We start from the raw sequence: 21,751 nt of genomic DNA, 5'->3' as shown, positions 1-21,751 counted from the left end.
ATCGGCAGGCAGTAGCGTTCTGGCAGTGGCACACCTGCTCGGCGCCGAAGCCCTTCACCTGCGTTACGCCACCGGTGTGGTGCTCGACTCGGTCACCCTCGGAGTGAACGACGGCGCCCGCATCGGCATCGTGGGCCGCAACGGCGACGGCAAATCCTCACTGCTGCGGCTGCTCACCGGCGCCACCACCCCGGACTCCGGCCGGGTCACCCGCCGCAGCGGCCTGCGGGTCGGCCTGCTCGATCAGGGCGACACCCTCGACCCGGACCGCACCCTGGGGGTGACGCTGGTCGGTGAGCAGGCCGACCATGAGTGGGCGTCCAACCCGCGGATTCGTGACGTGGTCGACGGCCTGGTCTCCGACATCGGCTGGGACGCGACCATCTCGGAGTTGTCCGGCGGGCAGCGCCGGCGGGTGCAGCTGGCCGCACTGCTGATCGGCGACTGGGACGTGATCGGCCTCGACGAGCCCACCAACCACCTCGATGTGGAGGGCATCACCTGGCTGGCCGGCCACCTGCAGCAACGCTGGGCCCGCAACACCGGCGGCCTGCTGGTGGTCACCCACGACCGCTGGTTTCTCGACGAGGTGGCGACCACCACCTGGGAGGTGCACGACCGCATGGTCGAGCCCTTCCAGGGCGGCTACGCGGCCTACGTGCTGCAGCGGGTGGAACGCGATCGGATGGCGGCGGCCAGTGAAGCCAAGCGGCAGAACGTGTTACGCAAGGAGCTGGCCTGGCTGCGGCGCGGCGCACCGGCCCGCACCTCCAAGCCGAAGTTCCGCATTGAGGCGGCCAACGCGCTGATCGCCGACGTCCCGCCGTTGCGCAACGAGGTCGAGCTGGTGAAGCTGGCGACGGCACGGCTGGGCAAGGACGTCATCGACCTGCTCGACGTGTCGGTCTCTTTTGACGGCAAGCCGGTGCTGCGCGACATCGAATGGCGGATCGGTCCCGGGGAGCGCACCGGGATCGTCGGCGCCAATGGCGCCGGGAAGTCCACCCTGCTGGGGCTGATCGCCGGGACGGTGACGCCGGATGCCGGGCGGGTCAAGCGCGGCAAGACGGTCCGGCTGGGCATGCTCGATCAGCAGTCCGGGGAGCTGGCCTCGCTCGCCGACGATCGGGTGGCCGACGTGCTGGGCCGGTTGCGCAACGACTACCAGGTCGACGGCAAGGAGATGACGCCGGCGCAACTGCTGGAGCGGCTCGGGTTCGGCCGTGCGCAACTGTCGGCCCGGGTCGGCGAGCTGTCCGGCGGGCAAGGCCGCCGGCTGCAGTTGATGCTCACCCTGCTGGCCGAACCGAACGTGCTGGTGCTCGACGAGCCGACCAACGACGTCGACACCGACATGCTCACCGCCACCGAGGATCTGCTGGACTCCTGGCCGGGCACGCTGATCGTGGTCTCCCACGACCGGTATCTGCTGGAGCGGGTCACCGATCAGCAGTACGCGATCCTGGACGACCGGCTGCGGCATCTGCCGGGCGGCGTCGAGGAGTATCTGCAACTGGCCGCCGAAGCGCGCCGCGCCCCGGCGTCACGCCCGGCGCCGGCTGCTACCGATTCCGGGACGCTCTCGGGAGCGGAACTGCGTGCCGCACAAAAGGATCTGGTCGCCATCGAGCGCCGGCTGACGCGACTGGCCGAACAGATCGAGGCCAAGCACCATGAACTGGCCGCTTTCGACCAGTCCGATCACGTCGGCCTGGCGACGCTCACAGCTGAGCTGCGCGGGCTGGAGGACGAGGTGGCCGAGCAGGAGGGCCGCTGGCTGGAGCTGTCCGAGGTTCTGGAATAGCCCCGAGTAGCGGCGCCGACTGCTGTCTGCTCAGCGGCGCTCGAAGTGCTGGTAGTCCCGCGGTGATTTCCAGTCGCCGCCCCAGCGCCAGCCGGCGTCGGTGAAGGCGCGCACCGCCGGATCGCCGGGATGCAGCAGCCCCGGCTCGATGCGGTGGCGGTCCAGATAGACCGCGGCGTTCTTGGGTTCGAATCCGCTGCGGGTCACCGACGGGTTCAGCAGCGGGTTGACGTCGACGGCGCGACCGTAGGCGTGCTGCGCCCAGTCGCCCGACCCGGGGATGCGCCGGCAATTGAACGCCGAGGTGTTGTTGTCGGCCATCGACAGCTCGTCGTCGCCGCCGCGGTAGTGGGCCGCCGAGCGCATCTTCTCGATCGGGAACTCCAGCCGGTAGAGCCGGTCGAAGATCGCGATGACCTGCGGCACCAGCTCGTGATGCACGATCAGCTCACCGCGGTGCGGCAGGGCGTCGAATCCCAGGTGGGTCAGCGTGACGCGCCGCAGTTGCTCCGGGGCAACCGGGCAGCCAGGACGCCAGGTGGCGCCGAGTTCGGCGGCGGTGACGGTAGCAACGGCGGCCGGTTCGGGTTGGGCGACAGCAGATGAGGCCGGTGTCTGCTCGGGCGGGCCGGCGCACTGTGTCAGCAGCCCGCAGACCGCGATCGCCGCCAGCAGGCGCCACGCGGTGGGTGTGTCTCGGCTGCCGTTGATCTGCTCACGCTAGCGCAGCACGATCTGTTACTCTCTTGCCTTAGGTAAGGCATACCTAACTAATTGCGATTGATGGGGTTTCCATGGCAGCAATCCTCGACTTTCCGCTCGTCAACACCCTGCGTGATGCGCTGTTCCTGTCCGCAACCGTCGATGAAGTCGAACAGCTGACCCCGAACCTGCGCCGCATCCGTTTCGCCGGCCCACGGCTGCGGGGGTTGACCTGGACACCGGGCCAGCACATCCGCCTGCAGGTCGCCGGCCTGCTCGATTCAATGCTGCGACTGCATCCGCACGACGCGCTGCGCACATACTCCGTCTATGACGCCGATGCGGACGCCGGAACGCTCGACATCGTGATGTTCGACCACAGCTACGACCGGGACGCGATGACACCGGCCAGGCGTTGGGCGACAGCGGTTTCCGTCGGGGACCATGTCCAATTCACCCGCCCCCAGGGGAACTTCGTCGTCCGCAGCGACGCGCCGTATCACGTGTTCGCCGGCGAGGAAACGGCGTCGGTCGCATTCGCCGCGATGCTGCGCACCCTGCCACCGGACACGGAGGTTCACGGCGTGCTCGAGGCCGCGACCACGGCCGACCACCTTCCGCTTCCCCGTTTGACCCACGCCGCGCGCGGGCAGGCATCGGCAGCGAACTCGCCCCTGCTCGCCGACGCCGTACGCGCACTGGAGCTCCCCGAGCATCCCGGCGTCGCCTATCTCGCCGGTGAGGCCCGCACGATTCAGACCCTGCGCAAGATCCTGATCACCGAACGCGGTTGGAGCCGGCGAGACATCCGTACCAAACCCTTCTGGACTCCCGGCCGCACCGGGATGGAATAGCCGCGCGAAATCGAGTACGGCGGTGCATGGTTAAGGCGTGGCGAACCCGGCTACCCGTCATCACATCCCCCGAATGAAAGGAGGACATCATGAATATCCGTGGGATGACGAAAACAGCGGTGGCCGCAGCGGCCATGGCGGCGATCCCGATGACAGTGGCGCCGACCGCGATGGCGGCCTATCCGGTCGTCGGCAAGCTGGGCAGCACCCTGCAAGCCACCGACACCGTCGGTCAGGTCGGGTACTCCTGGCGGGTGAGCGACCTCAAGCCGAGCAGCGACACCATGCCGGGTTACCCGGTCGCGGGCAAGGTCTGGGAGTCCACCGCGACGGTGAACGCGCTCCGGGGCACCGTGACCCCGGCGATTTCGCAGTTCAACGCCGTCGCTCCGGATCGGGCTTCCTACCGGGTGCTGTGGCAGGTCGCTGCTCCCAACGCCATCAGCGGCGCGACGATCCCGCAGGGCGCGCAGTCCACCGGCAAGATCTACTTCGACGTGACCGGTCCGCCGCCCACCACGGTGACGATGAACAACGGCATGGAGGACCTGATGGTCTGGGGGCCGTAGCGGTCAGCCGTTGACCCACTGCCGCTGATGCGCGGCACGCTCGCGCAGACCGGCCAGCTGCTCGGCGACCCGCGGCGGCGCGGTGCCGCCGCGGGCGTCGCGGGAGGCCACCGAGCCCTCGACGGTGAGCACCTCGCGGACCTGCGGGGTCAGCTCGGGGCTGATGGCGGCCAGTTCGGCGTCGGTGAGTTCGTCGAGACCCACGCCGCGCTGTTCGGCGGTCTTTACTGCGGCACCGGCCGCCTCGTGGGCGATCCGGAACGGAACCCCTTGGCGCACCAGCCATTCGGCGATGTCGGTGGCCAGGGTGTAGCCGGCCGGAGCCAGCGCGGCCATCCGTTCGGTGTCGAATGCCAGGGTGCCGACCAGCCCGGCGGTCGCCGGAAGGAGCAGTTCCAGTTGCGCCGCGGAATCGAAGACCGGTTCCTTGTCCTCTTGCAGGTCGCGGTTATAGGCCAGCGGCTGGGCTTTCAGGGTGGCCAGCAGGCCGGTCAGGTTGCCGATCAGCCGGCCGGACTTGCCGCGGGCCAGTTCGGCGATGTCGGGGTTCTTCTTCTGCGGCATGATCGAACTGCCGGTCGACCAGGAGTCGTGCAGCACCGCGTAGCCGAACTCCGTTGAGCTCCACAAGATGATGTCTTCGGCCAGCCGCGACAGGTCGACGGCGATCATCGCGAACACGAACGCGGCCTCGGCGGCGAAATCGCGGGCGGCGGTGGCGTCGATCGAATTGTCGGCGGCCGCGGCGAAGCCGAGTTCGGCGGCGATGGCGTCGGGGTTCAGGCCCAGCGACGAGCCGGCCAGCGCCCCCGACCCGTACGGTGACACCGCCGCGCGGGCGTCGAAGTCGATGATGCGGTCCACGTCGCGCAGCAGCGGGTGGGCGTGGGCGAGCAGGTGATGAGCCAGCAGCACCGGCTGCGCGGACTGCAGGTGCGTCTTGCCGGGCATGATGGCGTCCGGATGGGCGGCGGCCTGGTGGGCCAGCGCGTCGACCACGTCGAGCACCCCGGCGCCGACGCGGCGGACCGCGTCGCGCAGCCACATCCGAAACAGCGTGGCCACCTGGTCGTTTCGTGACCGTCCGGCCCGCAGCCGACCGCCCAGATCCGCGCCGACCCGGTCGATCAGACCGCGTTCCAGGGCGCCGTGCACATCCTCGTCGCTGCCCTGCGGCCCGAAGCTGCCGTCGGCGACGTCGGAGCCGAGGCTGTCCAGGCCGGCCAGCAGCCCGTCACGCTGTTCGTCGGTGAGCAGACCGGCGCCGTGGAGCACCTTGGCGTGCGCCTTGGACGCGGCGATGTCGTAGGGCGCCAGCACCCAGTCGAAGTGGGTGGATTTGCTCAGCGTGGCCAGCGCGTCGGACGGCCCCTCGGCGAACCGCCCGCCCCACAGCGATCCTTCATTGGTGCTCACCCCAGGTCCCGGCGGGCGGAGATCTTCGAGCTCAACCCGTGGATCTCGACGAAGCCACGCGCGGCGGTTTGGTCGAAGGTGTCGCCCTCGTCGTAGGTGGCCAGGTTGAAGTCGTAGAGCGACTCCGCGCTGCGGCGGCCGTTGACCGCGATGTGGCCGCCGTGCAGCACCAGCCGCACCTCGCCGCTGACGTGCTGCTGGGTGTGGGCGACGAAGGACTCCAGCGCGGCCTTCAGCGGCGAATACCACAGCCCGTCATAGACCAGCTCGGCCCACTTCTGGTCGGTGTGCCGCTTGAACCGGCCCAGCTCGCGCTCCAGGGTGACGTGCTCGAGTTCGGTGTGGGCGCTGATCAGCACCATCGCGCCGGGGGCCTCGTAGATTTCGCGGCTCTTGATGCCCACCAGCCGGTCCTCGACCACATCGAGGCGTCCCACGCCCTGGGCGCCGGCCCGCCGGTTGAGCTCGACGATGGCCTCCAGCACCGACACCGGCTTGCCGTCGATCGACACCGGGACACCGCGTTCGAAGCCGATGACCACCTCATCGGGGGTGTTCCAGTTGACGGTCGGGTCTTCGGTGTAGTCGTAGACGTCCTTGGTCGGCGCGTTCCACAGGTGCTCCAGGAACCCGGTCTCCACCGCCCGGCCCCACACGTTCTGGTCGATGGAGAACGGTGAGCGCTTGGTGACGTTGATCGGGATGTCGTTCTGCTCGGCGAACGCGATCGCCTTCTCCCGGGTCCAGGCGTAGTCGCGGACCGGGGCCAGTACCTTGAGATCCGGTGCCAGCGAGGCGAATCCGACCTCGAAGCGGACCTGGTCGTTGCCCTTGCCGGTGCAGCCGTGCGCCACGGTGCCGCCGCCGTACTCGCGGGCCGCGGCCACCAGGTGTTTGACGATCAGCGGCCGGCTGATCGCCGAGACCAGCGGGTAGCGGTCCATGTAGAGCGCGTTGGACTGGATGGTGGGCAGGCAGTAACCCTCGGCGAACTCGTCGCGGGCGTCGACCACGACGGATTCGACGGCCCCGCAGTCCAAGGCGCGCTGGCGCACCACTTCCATGTCCTCGCCGCCCTGGCCGAGGTCGATGGCGACGGCCACGACTTCGCGGCCGGTCTCCTTGCCGATCCAGCTGATCGCCACCGAGGTGTCCAGGCCACCGGAATACGCCAGGATGACGCGTTCGGACATCGAGTTCTCCTTGCTGTGTCTTACGGGTCTTACTGCAGGTCGTTGAGGGTGGCGGCGAGCTCGGCGCCGGTCATCGGCTCGCGCGCTGCCACGAAGATCGTGTCATCCCCGGCGATCGTGCCGACGACGTACGGTAGCGCGGCCCGGTCGATGGCGCTGGCCAGGTAGTCGGCCGCGCCGGGCGGGGTGCGCAGCACCGCGAGGTTTCCGGTGGCGTCGGTGGACACCAACAGCTCCCCCAGCAGCCGGCACAGCCGGTCGGTGCCGCCGGAGACCCGCAGCGGGCTGCCGTCCTCGGGGATGACGTATCCGCCGACTCCCCCGTCCGCGCCCCGCAGTTTCACCGCGCCGAGTTCCTCCAGGTCGCGCGACAAGGTGGCCTGGGTGACCTCGATGCCGTCGGCGGCCAGCAGGGAGGCCAGCTCGGTCTGGCTGCGTACCGGTTCGGCGGACAGCAACTCGACGATGCGGGCCTGGCGGCCCACCCGCGTGACGGAGCTGTCGGCTCGGCTCATCGGGACCGTTCCAGCAACCACACCAACAGCGCCTTCTGCGCGTGCAACCGGTTCTCGGCCTCGTCCCAGACCGCGCTGCGCGGCCCGTCGATCACCGCGTCGGTGATCTCGTCGCCTCGGTGCGCCGGAAGACAGTGCAGCACCGTGACTTCCGAGTCGGCCAGGGCGACCAGTTCGTCGTTGATCTGGTAGGGCCGAAACGGCGCCACGCGGTCCAGCCCGTCGTCCTCCTGACCCATCGAGGTCCAGGTGTCGGTGACCAGCACGTCGGCGCCGGCGGCCGCCTTGGCCGCGTCGGCGGTGAGGCTGACCGAGGCGCCGGTGTCGGCGGCGCGCTGCTGCGCCGCGGCGAGCACGGCCGGATCGGGGGTGAAACCGTCCGGGGCGGCGACGGTGACGTGCATCCCGGCGGTGACGCCGCCGAGCATCAGCGAGTGCGCCATGTTGTTGGCGCCGTCACCGAGGTAGGTCAGCTTGAGCCCGTTGAGTGCGCCTTTGCGTTCGGCGATGGTCTGCAGGTCGGCCAGCACCTGGCACGGGTGGAACTCGTCGGAGAGCGCGTTGACGATCGGCACCGTGGCGGTGGCCGCCATGGCGGTCAGCCGGTCCTGGGCGAAGGTGCGCCACACGATCGCGTCAACGTAGCGCGACAGCACCCGCCCGGTGTCCTCCAGGGTCTCGTCGCGGCCCAGTTGGGTGGAGCGGCCGTCGACGACGACGGCGTGCCCGCCGAGTTGGGCGATGCCGACCTCGAAGGAGAACCGGGTGCGGGTGGAGTTCTTGTCGAAGATCACCGCGACCCCGCGCGGGCCCTCCAGCGGCCGGCGGCTGAACGGTTCGGCCTTGAGTTCGGCTGCCAGCGCGAGGATTTCGGCCTGTTCGGCGGGGGTGATGTCGTCGTCGCGCAGAAAATTCCTAGGCATGTGCGGCCTCCTGCGCGGTGTCGAGCACGCCGGGCAGCGCGGTCACGAAACCGTCGAGCTGCTCGTCGGTGATGATCAGTGGTGGTGCCAGCCGGACGACGCCCGGCGCGGCAGCGTTGACCAGGAACCCGGCGTCGCGGGCGGCCAGCTCGACGGCCTTGGCCTTCGGCGCGGTCAGCACCACACCCAGCAGCAGTCCCTTGCCGCGGACGTGGTCGACCAGCGGGTGGTGCAGGTCCTCGATGCGGTGGCTCAGCGTCTTGCCGAGCACTCCGGCCCGGACGACCAGGTCACCGTCGGCCAGTGTCTGCAGCACCGCACGCGCGGCCGCGGTGCAGACCGGGTTGCCGCCGAATGTGCTGCCGTGGCTGCCGGGGGTCAACAGGTCAGCGGCCGCGCCGACGGCCAGACATGCCCCGATCGGCAGGCCGCCGCCCAAGCCCTTGGCCAGCGTGACGACATCGGGGGTGATGCCGTCGTGCTGGTGGGCGTAGAACGCCCCGGTGCGGCCGACGCCGGTCTGCACCTCGTCGAAGACCAGCAGTGCGCCGTGCGCGGCGGTGATGCCGCGGGCCTCGGCCAGATAGCCGGCGGGTGGTACGACGACGCCGCCCTCCCCCATGATCGGCTCCAGGATGACCGCCGCGGTGGTCGAGTCGACGGCCGCGGCAAGCGCTTTGGTGTCCCCGTAGGGCACGTAGGTGATATCGCCGGGCAGCGGTTCGAACGGTGTGCGCTTGTCGGGTTGGCCGGTCAACGCCAGCGACCCCATCGTCCGGCCGTGGAAGGCGCCTTCGGCCGCAACGATCTTCGTCCTGCCGGTGAGCCGGGTCAGTTTGAACGCCGCCTCGTTGGCCTCGGCTCCGGAGTTGCAGAAGAAGACCCGGGCCGGTGCGCCCAGCTGGTCGACGAGGGCTTCGGCCAGCGCGATACCCGGCTCGGTCGCGTACAGGTTCGAGGTGTGGCCCAGCGTGTTCAACTGGGTGGTGACGGCTTCGATCACCGCGGGGTGGCGGTGACCGAGCAGGTTGACGGCGATGCCGCCGAGCAGGTCCAGGTAGTCCTTGCCCGCTTCGTCGGTCACCACCGCGCCCTGGCCGCTGACCAGGGCCAGCGGCGGGGTGCCGTAGTTGTTCATCATCACCGCTTGCCAGCGGTTCTGCAGCGTCATGGATTCACCACCTTGGTTCCGGTGCCGGCGTCGGTGAACAATTCGACGAGCACGCAGTGTTCGACGCGGCCGTCGATGATGTGGGCGCTGGGCACCCCGCCGCGCACCGCACGCAGGCAGGCTTCGACTTTGGGGATCATCCCCGATTCCAGTTTCGGCAGTAGTTGCTCCAGCGTGGCGGTGTCGATCTCGCTGACCAGCGAATCGGTGTCGGGCCAGTCGGTGTAGAGGCCGTCGACGTCGGTGAGCATCAGCAGCTTCTCGGCGTGCAGGGCTTCGGCCAGCGCGGCCGCGGCGGTGTCGGCGTTGATGTTGTGCACCACGCCGTCGGCGTCGGGGGCCAGGGTGGAGACCACCGGAATCCGGCCCGCGGCAATGAGATCCCGTACCGCGTCGGTGTTGACCTGGTCGACGTCGCCGACCAGGCCGATGTCGGTGGCGACACCGTCGACGGTGACGCTGCGCCGCACCGCGGTGAACAGTGCGGCATCCTCACCGGTGATGCCGACGGCATAGGGCCCGTGGGCGTTGATCAGCCCGACGAGTTCGCGGCCGACCTGGCCGAACAGCACCATGCGCGCCACGTCGAGCACTTCCGGTGTGGTGACCCGGAATCCGCCCTTGAAGTCGCCCTCGATCCCGAGCCGCTTGAGCATGGCGCTGATCTGCGGTCCGCCGCCGTGGACCACCACCGGCTGGATTCCACAGTTGCGCAGGAACGCCATGTCGGCGGCGAATGCGTGCTTGAGGGTGTCGTCGGTCATGGCGTTGCCGCCGTATTTGACGACGACGATCTTGCCGTGCAGCTGCTTGAGCCAGGGCAGGGCTTCGGCCAGAACCTGGGCTTTGGTCGCGGTGCTGATCATGAGGAATACGCCGAGTTCTCTTCGACGTAGGCGTGGGACAGGTCGGTGGTGCGTACCCTGGCGCACCCACCGCCGAGGTTCAGCTCGACGACGACGTCGATGCCGGCGCCGGACAGGTCGACTTCGCGGGCGCCCGGCATCGGCAGGCCGTCACTGAATACCGGGGAGCCGTTGAACGACACCGTGATCCGGTCCGGGTCGACGGTGAACGGCACCATTCCCACGGCGGCCAGCACCCGGCCCCAGTTGGGGTCGGAGCCGAACAACGCGGTCTTGACCAGGCTGTCGCGGGCGATGAGCCGGGCCGCGAGCAGCGCGTCGCCGTCGCTGCCGGCGCCGGTGACGGAGATCGTGACCCGTTTGGTGACGCCTTCGGCGTCGGCCTGCAGCTGGGCGCACAGGTCGTCGCAGGCGGCCAGCACCGCGGCGTCGAGATCGTCTTGGCTGGGCGTGATCTCACTGGCTCCCGAGGCCAACAGCAGCACCGTGTCGTTGGTGGAGCAGCTGCCGTCGATGTCGAGGCGGTCGAAGGTCAGTGCGGCGGCGCGGCGCAGCGCGGCGTCGAGTGCGGCGGCGTCGGCTTTGGCGTCGGTGGTCAGCACCACCAGCATGGTGGCCAGCGACGGCGCCAGCATGCCGGCTCCTTTGGCCATCCCGCCCAGCGTCCAATTGTCCGCATGGTGCAGCGCAACCTGTTTGGGCACGGTGTCGGTCGTCATGATCGCCCGGGCTGCCTCGTCGCCGCCGACCAGTCCGCCGGCCATCTCCTGCACCACGTCGGTGACCCCGGCCAGCAGCTTGTCCATCGGCAACCGGTCGCCGATCAGCCCGGTGGAGCAGACCGCCACCTCGACGGCCCCGGTCTCGGTGCCCCACTCCGACAGTGCGGCGGCGACGGCCTCGGCGGTGGCATGGGTGTCGGCGAAGCCGCCCGGGCCGGTGCAGGCGTTGGCGCCGCCGGAGTTGAGGATCACCGCCCGCAGCCGGGCGCTCTTGAGCACCTGTTGGCTCCACAGCACCGGTGCCGCCTTGACCTGATTGCTGGTGAACACCCCGGCGGCCGCGTAATCGGGCCCCTCGTTGAACACCAGCGCCAGGTCCGGCGCACCGGAAGCCTTGATGCCCGCGGCGATTCCGGCCGCCCGGAAGCCGGCCGGCGCGGTGACGCCCTGTTCGCGCAGGATCCGGGTCACGGCGCGATGCCCACCGTCGAGAGCCCTTCGGACTCCGGCCAGCCCAGCGCGAGGTTCATCGCCTGCACCGCGGCGCCGCCGGTGCCCTTGACCAGGTTGTCGATCGCGGCGATCGCGATGAACGTCGAGGCGTCCTCGTCGACGGCGACCGCGAGGTGCGCGGCGTTGCTGCCGATCACCGATCCGGTCTTGGGCAGTTGGCCCTCGGGCAGCAGCCGTACGAACGGCTCGGCCTGGTAAGCCTTTTCGTAGGCGGCGCGCAGCTTGGGCAGCGGTGTGGTGGTTCTGGCCGTGCAGGTGGCCAGGATGCCCCGCGACGCCGGGATCAGCACCGGGATGAAGGAGACGGTGACGTCGCGGTGGGTGATCGCCCGCAGGCCCTGGCCGATCTCCGGGGTGTGCCGGTGCGCTCCGGCGATGTTGTAGGCCCGCGCCGAGCCGATCACCTCCGCGCCGAGCAGGTCGACCTTGGCGGCCTTGCCGGCGCCGGAGGTTCCGCTGACCGCGACCACGGAGACGTCCGGTTCGATCAGGCCGGCGGCGACGGCCGGGAACAGCGCCAGCAGCGCCGCCGTCGGGTAGCAGCCCGGCACCGCGATCCGGCGGGCGTCCTTGAGCTGTTCGCGCACCCCGGGCAGTTCCGGCAGCCCGTAGGGCCAGGTGCCCGCATGCGAGGTGCCGTAGAAGCGTTCCCAGTCGGTCGGGTCGCCCAGCCGGAAGTCGGCGCCGCAGTCCACCACCAGGGTGTCGTCGCTGAGCTGTTCGGCCAGTACCGCCGAATGTCCGTGCGGCAGGCCGAGGAACACCACGTCGTGGCCGGCGAGGATGTCGACCTCGGTGGATTGCAGCACCCGATCGGCCAGCGGCATGAGATGCGGGTGCTGTTCGCCCATGGTGCTGCCGGCGTTACCGCCGGCGGTCAGCGCGCCGATCATCAGCCGGCCGTCCGCGTACGCTGGGTGGCCCAGCAGCAGGCGCAGAATCTCACCGCCGGCGTACCCGCTCGCCCCGGCAACTGCCACTTTGATCGCTTTGGTCACTACGCGATTCTGCATGATTATGCGCGGGAACGCAAATAATTACGTCCGTCGTCGGCGGGTGCACCTGCATGCCGGGGACTCCGCGGGGTGTCGCGTACAACTGCGCACTCTCGCCGACGGTATCCCGACGCTCAGACCGGCGCGGAGTCGCGGTAGGCCTCCAGCAACCGCAGCCAGATCTCGCTGATCGTCGGAAAGCACGGTATGGCATGCCAGAGCCGGCTGATAGGCACCCGGCCGGCCACGGCAATGGTGGCCGAGTGCAGCAACTCGGCGACATCGGCGCCGACGAAGGTGGCGCCGAGCAGAAACTCTTCGTCGGCGTCGACCACTATCCGCGCCCGCCCGGTGTAGCCGTCGGCGTGCAGTTTGGCGCCCATCACCGCCTCGCCGATCTCCACATCCACGGTCTGCACCCGATGTCCGGCCTGTCGGGCCTGCTCGGCAGAGAGCCCGACTGCTGCGGCCTCGGGGTCGGTGAAGAACACCTGCGGCACCGCGTGGTGGTCGGCGGTGGCGGCGTGCGCGCCCCACGGCGCGGTGTCCAGCGGTGTCCCGTTCGCCCGCGCGCCGATGACGTCGCCGGCGATGCGCGCCTGGTACTTGCCCTCGTGGGTCAGCAGGGCGCGGTGGTTGGCGTCGCCGCAGGCGTACAGCCATCCGTCGTCGACGGCCCGAACCCGGCAGGTGTCGTCGACGTCGAGCCATTCGCCCGGTGTCAGCCCCACGGTTTCCAAGCCGATGTCACCGGTGAGCGGGGTCCGGCCGGTGGCGAACAGCACCTCATCGACTTCGAGTTGCCCACCATCGGTCAAGTCGAGCCGCACCGGCCCGTCGCCATCGCGGTGCAGCGCGGCGACCGAAACACCCGTGCGCACATCAACTCCCGCCTCGGTCAGCCCGCGCGCGACATACTCGCCGACGAACGGCTCCATCCGCGGCAGCAGCTTCGAGCCGCGCACCAACAACGTCACCGCCGAGCCCAAACCCTGCCAGGCGGTGGCCATTTCGACGCCCACACCGCCGGCGCCGACGACCGCGAGCCGACCGGGAACCGACGTGGCTTCAGTGGCTTCGCGGTTGGTCCACGGACGGGCGTCGGCCATTCCCGGCAGATCCGGCAGGGCCGCGCGGGTTCCGGTGCAGACCACGACCGCGTGCCGGGCGGACAGCGCCACGGTGTCGCCGTCGGGCGTGGTGACGGCCACGCGTCGCGGCCCGTCGAGGCGTCCGTGGCCGCGGATCGCTGTGGCGCCGATCCCGTTGATCCAGTCCACCTGGCCGGTGTCGTCCCAGTCCCCCACATACCGGTTGCGGCGCGCGAGGACCTCGCCGGCGTCGATCGCGGAGCTGACGGCTTCGCGGGCGCCGGCGACGCGCCGGGCGTCGGCGATCGCAAGCACCGGCCGCAGCAACGCCTTACTGGGCACGCAGGCCCAATAGGAGCATTCCCCGCCGATGAGTTCGCGTTCGACGATCGCCACGCTCAGTCCGGCCGCACGGGCACGGTCAGCGACGTTCTCCCCGACCGGTCCGGCCCCGAGTATGACGACGTCATAGGTCTCGGTCATCCAGGCACATCCTCTCGACGGCGGCACCTCAGCATGCCTGAGCCCGCCGCCGGGGAACAGCCCGTGAGAGTGCGCAACCCCGGGAATTGCCGCGGTGTGTCGACCGGGGGCACGCACGCTCGCGCAGGGGAGGTGGCTAGCGCAGGGTGGCGCCGACACGCTCGGCGGCGCAGGCCACCGCGGCGTCGCGGGCCGCACTGGCCTCGTCCTCGGTCAGGGTGCGATCCGCGGCGCGGAAGCGCAGCGCGAACGCCAGCGACTTGCGGCCGTCGGCGACCTGCGGGCCGGTGTAGACGTCGAACAGCGCGATGTCCTCCAGCAGCTCGCCGGCGCCGTCGCGCACCGCGTCGGCCACCGATTGGGCGGTCACCTTCTCGTCGACCACCAGCGCGACGTCCTGGAACACCGCCGGGAACGGCGACACCCGCGGCGCGGGCAACGACGACGCGATGGGCATCGCGTCCAGGTTCAACTCGACCGCGCAGGTGCCCTTCGGCAGCCCGCTGCGTTCGACGACGGCCGGGTGCAGTTGCCCGGCGTAGCCGATCACGGTCTCGCCGACCAGCACCTCGGCGCAGCGGCCCGGATGCCAGGGCAGCTGTGCCGCCGAGCGCAACGTGACCGCCACACCGCCGGCGCGGGCGATCACCCGGGCCGCCTCGATGGCATCGGCGGCCTCGACGGGCCGGCCCGGCCCCCACGGGCCGCGGGGCTCGGCCAAGCCGGTCAGCGCCACCGCGATGTGCTGCGGCTGGCGGGGCAGCATGTCATCGAGCGCAGAGAGCTCGGCGTCGGTGGGTCGGCGATCCACCGCGACCGGCCCGGCAGCGCCGGGCGCGGAGCCGTCGGGTTGCACCACCTGGGCGATGGTGAACAGCGCGACGTCGTTGATGCCGCGGGAAACATTGCGCCCCAACGCTTCCAGCAACCCGGGCAGCAGTGTGCTGGCCAGCTGCGGCCGGTCTGCCTCCAGCGGGTTGAGCACGGCCACGGTGGCGCGGCGCGGGTCGTCGTCGGCCAGGCCCCAGGCGTCGAACACCCCGGCGGGCATGAACGGGCTGGTGAGCGCCTCGACGTAGCCGGCCAGCGCCAGCGACTTGCCGATCGCGCGCCGGCGCCGCTGGGCGTCGGTCAGACCCCGCCCGGCCGGCGCCGCGGGCAGCACCGACGGGATGGACTCCAGGCCTTCCAGGCGCAGCACCTCCTCGACCAGGTCGGCGGGCTGGCGCAGGTCCGGCCGCCAGCTCGGCGGGGTGACGGTCAGTGTCGCGCCGTGAGCCGCCACCGTGCAGCCGACCTGGGTCAGCCGCCTGGCGGTGGTGCCCTCGGGGTAGCTCACCCCGGCGGTGCGGTCCGGCAGGTCGGCGGCGATCTCGATGGGCGCCTGGTCCCAGTTCTGCACGGGCGGGTCACCTTGCCAGTCGGTCAGGGTGGGTTCGACGACTCCCCCGGCGATCTCGGCCAGCAGGGTCGCGCAGCGGTCCAGCACGGCCACCGAGATGGCCGGGTCGACGGAGCGTTCGTAGCGGCGGGCGGCCTCACTGGGCAGGTGCAGCCGGCGTGCGGTGCGGGACACCGCCGCGGGATCCCAGATCGCGGCCTCCAGCAGCACGTCGGTGGAGTCGCCGCGCATCTCGGTGCTGCCCGAGCCCATCACGCCGCCGATCGCGGCGGTCGCGACGTCGTCGACGATCAGCACATCGGCCGGGTCCAGCTTGCGTTCGATGTCATCGAGGGTGGTGACGGTCTCGCCGGGCGCCGCGAAGCGCACACCGAATCCACCGGCGATGCGGGTCCGGTCGTGGGCGTGCATCGGGTGGCCCAGTTCGACCATCACGTAGTTGGTGGCATCCACGGCCGGCGAGATCGCCCGGATGCCGCAGAGCAGCAGTCGGCGTTGCAGCCACCACGGCGACACCGCCGCCGGGTCGATCCCAGTGACGCCGCGCAGCGCGAACCGGCGCACGCCCGTGTCGGGTTGCACGCGCAGCGGCCAGGCCTCGCCGTCGGCGGGCAACGGCGGCACGGCCGCCGGATCGGCGAAGTCGACATCCAGCGCCGACGCCAGGTCACGCGCCAGCCCGCGCACCGACATGCAGTAGCCGCGGTCGGGGGTGATGGCCAGCTCGTAGACCACGTCGTCGAGGCCGAGGACTTCGGCGGCGTCGGCACCGGGCTCGGCGGTCCCCTCGGGCAGCACCAGGATGCCGGAATGGTCGGTGCTCAGCCGTATTTCGGACGCCGAGCAGATCATCCCGTCACTCGTGCGGCCGTAGGTCTTACGGGTGGCGATCGCGAAGTCACCGGGCAGCACCGCACCGGGCAACGCCACCGCCACCAGGTCACCGACCACGAAATTGGTGGCGCCACAGACGATCTCGCGGGGCTGTTGTTCGCCGACGTCGACGCGGCAGGCCCGGATCGGCTTCTTGAACTCGGTGAGTTCCTCGATCTCGACGACCCGACCGACCTTGAACGGCCCGGTGACCGGGCCCAGGGTGTGCACGTCCTCGACCTCGTGGCCGACGCGCAGCAGCGCCTGCTCCATGTCGTGTGCGGAGATGTCCAAGTCGGGCGCGCCTGCGGTCAGGGCCTCACGCAGCCAGCTGTAGGGAATGCGCATCAGGCACCCACTCCGAACGGCAGCGAGAACCGGACATCGCCCTCGACCATGTCGCGCATGTCGGGAATGCCGTTGCGGAACTGCAGGGTTCGCTCCAGACCCATGCCGAATGCGAAGCCGGAGTACTCGTCGGGGTCGATACCCACGCCGCGCAGCACGTTGGGGTGCACCATGCCGCAGCCGCCCCATTCCACCCAGCCGGGGCCGCCCTTTTTGCCCTCGAACCAGATGTCGACCTCGGCGGAGGGCTCGGTGAAGGGGAAGAAGTGCGGCCGGAACCGGGTGCGCGTCGCCGGCCCGAACTCCGATTGCGCGAACGCGTCCAGGGTGCCGCGCAGGTGTGCCATGGTCAGCCCGCGGTCCACCGCCAGCCCCTCGACCTGATGGAACACCGGGGTGTGGGTGGCGTCGAGTTCGTCGGTGCGGAAGGTGCGGCCGATCGAGACGACGTAGACCGGCAGCTCGCGGGCCAGCAGGGCGCGGATCTGCACCGGGGAGGTGTGGGTGCGCAGCAGTTGGCACGAGCCGGGCGGGGCGATGTGAAAGGTGTCCTGGTCGCTGCGCGCCGGGTGGTCGACGGGGAAGTTCAGCGCGTCGAAGTTGAAGTGCTCGGCTTCGACCTCGGGGCCTTCGACCACCTCCCAGCCCATCGCGACGAACGTGTCGGCGACATGCTCGGCCAGTTGGGTGATCGGGTGGCGGGCGCCGACGGGCCGACGTGCCGAGGGCAGCGTGACGTCGATGCTCTCGGCGGCCAGCACGGCGGCGTCGCGTTCGGCGCGCAACGCCGCCAGCCGCTCGTCGTAGGCCTGCTGGGCTTGGGTGCGGGCGGCGTTGACGCGCTTGCCGGCGTCGGCCCGGTCGGCCTTGTCCAGTTTGGCCAGCGCCTGGCGGGCCAGCGCCAGCGGCGCCTTGTCACCGAGGTGCTCGGTTTTGGCGTGGGCCAGCGCATCCAGGTCGGCGGCGGCGGTGAAGCCGTGCTGTGCTGCGTGCAGGGCCGAGTCGAGGGTCGCGTCGGAGACGACGGACGGGTCGAACTGTTCAGCAGGCTGATTGCCCACGGACGAGACTCCCCCTATTGGCTGTGACTTGGGTTGGGACGCAAGCGTCGATCCTATCGACCCCACGGCGAAAGCCCCGCACGCGGTGTGCGGGGCTTTCGGCCGTTGGGTTAGCTATCGGCGTCCGGGTCCGGGTCCGGGGTCTTGGGCACAGCGCCCGCGCCGCCGGTGGTGCCTTCGCCTCCAGTGGTTCCGGTGGGCGCGGTGGGCGCGTCAGCGGTCTCGCCGGCCTCGCCGCCGGCCTTGCCGCCGGTACCACCGGTGCCGCCGGTGCCACCCTTGGTGCTGCCGACGCCGTTGCCGCCGGCACCGCCATCGCCGCCGTCGCCACCGTGGCCCTCGGTGTCGGTGGCGGTGCTGCTGCCGCCGTTGCCGCCGTTGCCGCCGGCGCCGACGGTGACCGGCTGGCCATTGGTCGGAGCGGTGCCACCGCCGGTCAGGGACCCGCCGGCACCGCCGTCGCCGCCCTGACCGCCGTTGCCCTCGGTGCTGTTGCCGCCGGCACCGCCGGCGCCGCCGTTGTGGGCCCGCCAGGTCGCATCGCCACTGTCGCCGCCATTGCCGCCGCCGCCGCCGTCGCCGGTGGTGCCGGTACCGCCCGCCCCGCCCGCGCCGCCGCTACCGGCGGAGCTGAACACGCTGCCGCCGGTCAGACCCTTCGCGGCGTCACCGCCGTTACCGCCGTTGCCGCCGTCGACGCCGTTGCCGCCGGCCCCGCCGGCACCGCCGCTGCCGCCGAAATTGAGGATCTGGCCCTTGCCGGCCAGGTCGCCGTTGGCGTCGTTCCAACCGGTGCCACCGGCGCCGGTGCCGCCGTCGCCGCCCTGACCACCTGCCTTGTCATCGCTGGCGCCGCCGGCGCCGCCGGCGCCACCGCTGCCGCCGGTGATGGTCCCTTCACCGCCGGCGCCGCCGTTACCGCCGTTCCCGCCCTTGCCGGATTCGACGGCCGGAGCCTCGGTGTCATCGCCCTCGTTCTCGCCGCCGGTGCCGCCGTCGCCTTCGCCGCCGTCACCGCTGCCATCGCCGTCGCCGTCATCGGCCGGGACGGTGGCCGCGCCACCGGCGCCGCCCTTACCACCGGCGCCACCCCAGATGACCCGGGTTCCGGCGTCGCTGGCGGCGGCGCCACCATTGCCACCGGTGCCGCCATCACCGCCGTTGCCGGTGATCGCGCTGCCACCGGCACCGCCGTCGCCGCCCTTGCCGGAGACGCCCAGGATGGTGCCGGAACCGAACTTGCCGCTGAATCCGTCGATACCCCAGGTGCCGTCGGAGCGCCAGCCGCTCGCCCCGGCGCCCTCGCCGCCGTTGCCACCCTTGCCGCCATTACCGTCCTCAGCAGTGGCGGCGCCGCCCTTACCGCCGTTGCCGCCGTTGCCGCCGTATTGGCTGCCCACCGCTGCGTTGCCGCCGTTGCCGCCATTGCCGCCGTCACCGTGCTCGGTGCCGCCGGCGCCGCCGTTGCCGCCGGCCCCGCCGTTACCGCCCGTCGTTGCTCTGCTGACGTCGGTGTCCTCGTCGTCGTACGCATTGCCGCCGTTGCCGCCGTTGCCGCCGTTGCCGTAGACCCCGCCGGTGCCACCGTCACCGCCGGCGCCGCCGTTCCAGTGCGTTTCATCGCCGTCCGCGCCGGCCCCGCCGTGGCCGCCTCGCCCGCCGGCAGTCGCGTCTTCGCCACTGCCGCCATCGGTACCGGCTGCGCCCTCGGTCCCGGCGCCGTCGCCGGCGGCGCCACCGGCACCACCGTTGCCCGCCGAGCCGACATCGCCGGCGTTACCGCCCGTGCCGCCGGAGCCGTAGCCGTACTGGCCCTTCGCATTCCAGTCACCCGCAGCGCCGTCGCCGCCGTTGCCGGCGGCACCGGCGTTGCCACCCTTACCGCCGCTGCCGCCGTCGCCATTGGCGCCGGACTCGGATGCGCCGCCGGCGCCGCCGGCGCCACCGTTGCCGCCGTTGTAGCCGTCGCCGCCGTTGCCGCCATTACCGCTGCCGCCGTCTTCGAAGCTGCCCAGTGAGCCGGTCTCGCCGTGCCCGCCATTGCCGCCGTCGCCGCCGTTGCCGCCCTTACCACCATCACCGGTGCCGGCGCCCGCGCCGCCGGCACCGCCGTCGCCGCCGTTACCTCCGGCGCTCGTCTTGACGTCGTCACCCACGGCGCTATTGGCGCCGTCGCCACCGTCGCCGCCGTCGCCGCCCTTGCCATTGCTGCCCTCGAACGCGTCACCGCCGTTGCCGCCGCGGCCGCCGTCGCCGCCGTAGGCACCGTCGCCACCGTCGCCGCCGCGGCCGCCGTCATGGTGCTCCGCGGTGCCGGCGGCGCCGTTACCACCGTTACCGCCCTTGCTGGCCTCGGTGGGATCTATGGCGCCGTCCGCGCCGTCTGCACCCTTGGCATCGGGGTTTTCGCCCTCGCCGCCCCACTCGCCACCAGCGCCGCCGTTGCCGGCGTGCTCGCCGTTGGCACCGGCCTGCCCGCCGTCGCCGCCGTTTCCGTTCCCGGTGCCGTCCCAGGTGCCGTTGGCGCCGTTACCACCGTCGCCGCCCGCGCCGACCGCACCGCCGGCGCCACCGGCGCCGCCGTCACCGTAGGCCCCGTCAGTGCCGGTGTCGGTCTGCGCCTTGCCGCCTACGCCGCCCTGACCGCCCTGGCCGCCGTCGAAGCCATTGCCGCCTTGGCCACCGTTGTCACCGTCGGCCCCTGCATCCTCAGCGTCATCCCCGGCCTCGCCCTTGATGCCGTCGTGCCCGGCGCCGCCGACACCACCGATGCCGCCGTTGCCGCCATTACCCGCCTCGGTACCACCGTCACCACCGGCACCGCCGACACCACCGGTACCACCCTTGGCCAGCGCCCCGCCCAAGAGATCGTCACCCGCGGTCCCACTGACACCACCGGCACCACCGGTACCACCCGTGCCACCGTTGCCGATCTTGCCGCCGTCACCACCAACGCCGCCATTGCCGCCGGTACCGGCGTCCTGAGTGGCATCACCAGCGCCGCCCGCACCGCCGGTTCCGCCTTGGCCGCCGTTACCGGCGTCCCCGCCGCTGCCACCGTTGCCACCGATACCGCCGTGACCGGCCTCGTGGTCAGCGGTCGCACCCACGCCGGCACCGCCGGTGCCGCCCTTCCCGCCATCCCCGTTGACCGTGCTGTCCTCGCCGGCCGCGCCCTTGCTGCCGAACGTGCCGCCGTTGCCGCCCGCCCCGCCGGAACCACCCGAGCCGCCTTCACCACCGTCGCCGCCCGCGGCGCCGTCGAGGTGCTCGGCATCGCCCGCAGCGCCGGCGCCGCCCTGGCCGCCCGCGCCGCCGGCACCCCCGGCGCCACCGGCACCGCCGCCACCGAACATCGACCTGGTCGCGTTACCGCCCGTACCGCCGGAGCCACCGGCGTTGCCGGCATCACCGACACCACCAGCCCCGCCGTTAAGGGCCCAATCACCGGCGGCGCCATCATCACCGGCCGTGCCCGCGCCACCGGCGCCGCCGACACCGCCGATCCCGAACAGCCAGCCCATGGCGTCGCCGCCGTTACCACCGTTGGCGCCCATGCCGCCGGCACCACCGGCGCCGCCGATGCCCATCATGGTGCCGCCGGCACCACCGGTACCGCCGGCCTGGCCGTCCCAGCCGGCACCGCCGACCCCGCCATTGCCGAACAGGCCGGCCGCACCGCCGTCACCAGGCGCGGTACCGTCCTCACCGGCGTAGCCGGCGCCGCCGTCGCCGAACCAGATGCCACCGGCACCGCCGTTGACGCTGTCCACCGTGCCGTCAGCGCCGTCGCCGAGATAGAACTGACCCTCGGGAGCCCAGCCGTTGACCATGTCGACGAGCCAGGAGTTGGCCGGGTTCTCGATAAAGGCGTCGATCGACGAATACAGCGGCTGGTAGAAGAACGTGTTGAACAGCGACGTCATGTCGAATGCGCTGGTGTCGACCGCGATGCCCGGGTCAGCCGAGGAGTCGAACCAGGAGCTGACGTCCCAGGTGCTGGTGTCCCAGGCGTCGGTGTCCCAGCCCCACGCCGAGTCCGACACCGGCGCGAACAGGTCGGTCAGCCAGTCGAAGTCGAGGTCGGCGTTCGCGGTGGGGGCCGCGGCCAGCGGAGCCATACCGAACGCCAAGAACGCCGCCACGGTGCTGCCGGCACCGGCCACCCGATGACGAACCCGGCGGTCGTTCCCGCGGCGCTGCTCCCGACCTGACATGATTTCCCCGCTTCTGCGCGCTGAAGGCGACCT

General features: G+C 71.3%; 16 protein-coding genes. 3 read left to right on the top strand and 13 right to left on the bottom strand.

The features are described from left to right. Nucleotides 1–25: 25 nt before the first annotated feature. A complete protein-coding gene (locus tag AWC24_RS01065) occupies nt 26–1,804 on the top strand; it encodes an ABC-F family ATP-binding cassette domain-containing protein (protein ID WP_085081653.1) in 1,779 nt (592 codons plus the stop codon). A 30-nt stretch (nt 1,805–1,834) separates the two neighbouring features. Here the strand turns inward: AWC24_RS01065 and AWC24_RS01060 are convergent, their stop codons facing one another. Beyond that, nucleotides 1,835–2,479 carry a M15 family metallopeptidase gene (locus tag AWC24_RS01060; protein WP_407663444.1) on the bottom strand — a complete coding sequence of 215 codons (645 nt, stop codon included), beginning with the start codon at nt 2,477–2,479 and terminating at the stop codon, nt 1,835–1,837. Between the two features lie 119 nt (nt 2,480–2,598). On the opposite strand from AWC24_RS01060, the gene AWC24_RS01055 reads away from it, so the two are divergent. Both AWC24_RS01055 and AWC24_RS01050 read left to right on the top strand, forming a co-directional pair. Beyond that, the gene (locus tag AWC24_RS01055; protein ID WP_085081651.1) at nt 2,599–3,360 is read left to right on the top strand and encodes a siderophore-interacting protein; all 762 of its coding nucleotides are present in this window, start codon (nt 2,599–2,601) and stop codon (nt 3,358–3,360) included. Between the two features lie 89 nt (nt 3,361–3,449). Then, a complete protein-coding gene (locus AWC24_RS01050) occupies nt 3,450–3,929 on the top strand; it encodes an MPT63 family protein (protein ID WP_085081650.1) in 480 nt (159 codons plus the stop codon). A gap of 3 nt (nt 3,930–3,932) precedes the next feature. Here AWC24_RS01050 and argH read toward each other — a convergent pair whose 3' ends face one another. From argH to AWC24_RS23230, 12 genes are all read right to left on the bottom strand, one after another. After that, nucleotides 3,933–5,345, bottom strand: coding sequence for an argininosuccinate lyase (gene argH, locus AWC24_RS01045; protein WP_085081649.1), 1,413 nt, complete (start codon nt 5,343–5,345; stop codon nt 3,933–3,935). Next, entirely contained in the window at nt 5,342–6,538 is a 1,197-nt protein-coding gene (locus AWC24_RS01040) for an argininosuccinate synthase (RefSeq protein WP_085081648.1), read from the bottom strand. Before AWC24_RS01040 ends, argH begins: the two co-directional genes overlap by 4 nt. 29 nt (nt 6,539–6,567) lie before the next feature. Then, the gene (locus AWC24_RS01035) at nt 6,568–7,053 is read right to left on the bottom strand and encodes an arginine repressor (protein WP_085081647.1); all 486 of its coding nucleotides are present in this window, start codon (nt 7,051–7,053) and stop codon (nt 6,568–6,570) included. Next, complete coding sequence (gene argF, locus AWC24_RS01030) at nt 7,050–7,976, bottom strand: ornithine carbamoyltransferase (protein WP_085081646.1); 927 nt, start codon at nt 7,974–7,976, stop codon at nt 7,050–7,052. The genes AWC24_RS01035 and argF overlap by 4 nt, the downstream gene beginning before the upstream one ends. Then, entirely contained in the window at nt 7,969–9,147 is a 1,179-nt protein-coding gene (locus AWC24_RS01025) for an acetylornithine transaminase (RefSeq protein WP_085081645.1), read from the bottom strand. The genes argF and AWC24_RS01025 overlap by 8 nt, the downstream gene beginning before the upstream one ends. Beyond that, nucleotides 9,144–10,013 carry an acetylglutamate kinase gene (gene argB / locus AWC24_RS01020; RefSeq protein ID WP_085081644.1) on the bottom strand — a complete coding sequence of 290 codons (870 nt, stop codon included), beginning with the start codon at nt 10,011–10,013 and terminating at the stop codon, nt 9,144–9,146. The genes AWC24_RS01025 and argB overlap by 4 nt, the downstream gene beginning before the upstream one ends. Further along, nucleotides 10,010–11,206, bottom strand: coding sequence for a bifunctional glutamate N-acetyltransferase/amino-acid acetyltransferase ArgJ (argJ, locus tag AWC24_RS01015; protein WP_085081643.1), 1,197 nt, complete (start codon nt 11,204–11,206; stop codon nt 10,010–10,012). Before argJ ends, argB begins: the two co-directional genes overlap by 4 nt. Next, the gene (gene argC / locus AWC24_RS01010; RefSeq protein WP_085081642.1) at nt 11,203–12,261 is read right to left on the bottom strand and encodes an N-acetyl-gamma-glutamyl-phosphate reductase; all 1,059 of its coding nucleotides are present in this window, start codon (nt 12,259–12,261) and stop codon (nt 11,203–11,205) included. The genes argJ and argC overlap by 4 nt, the downstream gene beginning before the upstream one ends. Before the next feature lie 116 nt (nt 12,262–12,377). After that, entirely contained in the window at nt 12,378–13,817 is a 1,440-nt protein-coding gene (locus tag AWC24_RS01005; protein ID WP_085081641.1) for a dihydrolipoyl dehydrogenase family protein, read from the bottom strand. Nucleotides 13,818–13,953: 136 nt separating this feature from the next. Further along, nucleotides 13,954–16,440: a phenylalanine--tRNA ligase subunit beta gene (gene pheT / locus AWC24_RS01000; RefSeq protein WP_085081640.1), complete on the bottom strand. Its 2,487-nt coding sequence runs from the start codon at nt 16,438–16,440 to the stop codon at nt 13,954–13,956. After that, on the bottom strand, nt 16,440–17,501 hold the full coding sequence (gene pheS, locus AWC24_RS00995) for a phenylalanine--tRNA ligase subunit alpha (protein ID WP_085081639.1): 1,062 nt from the start codon (nt 17,499–17,501) through the stop codon (nt 16,440–16,442). Before pheS ends, pheT begins: the two co-directional genes overlap by 1 nt. Nucleotides 17,502–17,611: 110 nt before the next feature. After that, nucleotides 17,612–21,718, bottom strand: a complete 4,107-nt coding sequence (locus tag AWC24_RS23230) for a PGRS repeat-containing protein (RefSeq protein ID WP_163705338.1) — start codon at nt 21,716–21,718, stop codon at nt 17,612–17,614. Between the last annotated feature and the right edge of the window lie 33 nt (nt 21,719–21,751).

This window comes from Mycolicibacter senuensis, from assembly GCF_002101885.1.
GTDB classification, from domain to species: domain Bacteria; phylum Actinomycetota; class Actinomycetes; order Mycobacteriales; family Mycobacteriaceae; genus Mycobacterium; species Mycobacterium senuense.
Note: the sequence above shows the minus strand (reverse complement) of the source record. Positions and strands in the feature narration are given on the sequence as shown.

Coding starts and splice junctions, on each gene's coding strand:
- AWC24_RS01055 (WP_085081651.1), top strand. CDS start 2,599: ATGGCAGCAATCCTCGACTTTCCGCTCGTCAACACCCTGCGTGATGCG.
- AWC24_RS01050 (WP_085081650.1), top strand. CDS start 3,450: ATGAATATCCGTGGGATGACGAAAACAGCGGTGGCCGCAGCGGCCATG.
- AWC24_RS01040 (WP_085081648.1), bottom strand. CDS start 6,538: ATGTCCGAACGCGTCATCCTGGCGTATTCCGGTGGCCTGGACACCTCG.
- AWC24_RS01035 (WP_085081647.1), bottom strand. CDS start 7,053: ATGAGCCGAGCCGACAGCTCCGTCACGCGGGTGGGCCGCCAGGCCCGC.
- argF (WP_085081646.1), bottom strand. CDS start 7,976: ATGCCTAGGAATTTTCTGCGCGACGACGACATCACCCCCGCCGAACAG.
- AWC24_RS01025 (WP_085081645.1), bottom strand. CDS start 9,147: ATGACGCTGCAGAACCGCTGGCAAGCGGTGATGATGAACAACTACGGC.
- argB (WP_085081644.1), bottom strand. CDS start 10,013: ATGATCAGCACCGCGACCAAAGCCCAGGTTCTGGCCGAAGCCCTGCCC.
- argC (WP_085081642.1), bottom strand. CDS start 12,261: ATGCAGAATCGCGTAGTGACCAAAGCGATCAAAGTGGCAGTTGCCGGG.
- AWC24_RS01005 (WP_085081641.1), bottom strand. CDS start 13,817: ATGACCGAGACCTATGACGTCGTCATACTCGGGGCCGGACCGGTCGGG.
- pheT (WP_085081640.1), bottom strand. CDS start 16,440: ATGCGCATTCCCTACAGCTGGCTGCGTGAGGCCCTGACCGCAGGCGCG.
- AWC24_RS23230 (WP_163705338.1), bottom strand. CDS start 21,718: ATGTCAGGTCGGGAGCAGCGCCGCGGGAACGACCGCCGGGTTCGTCAT.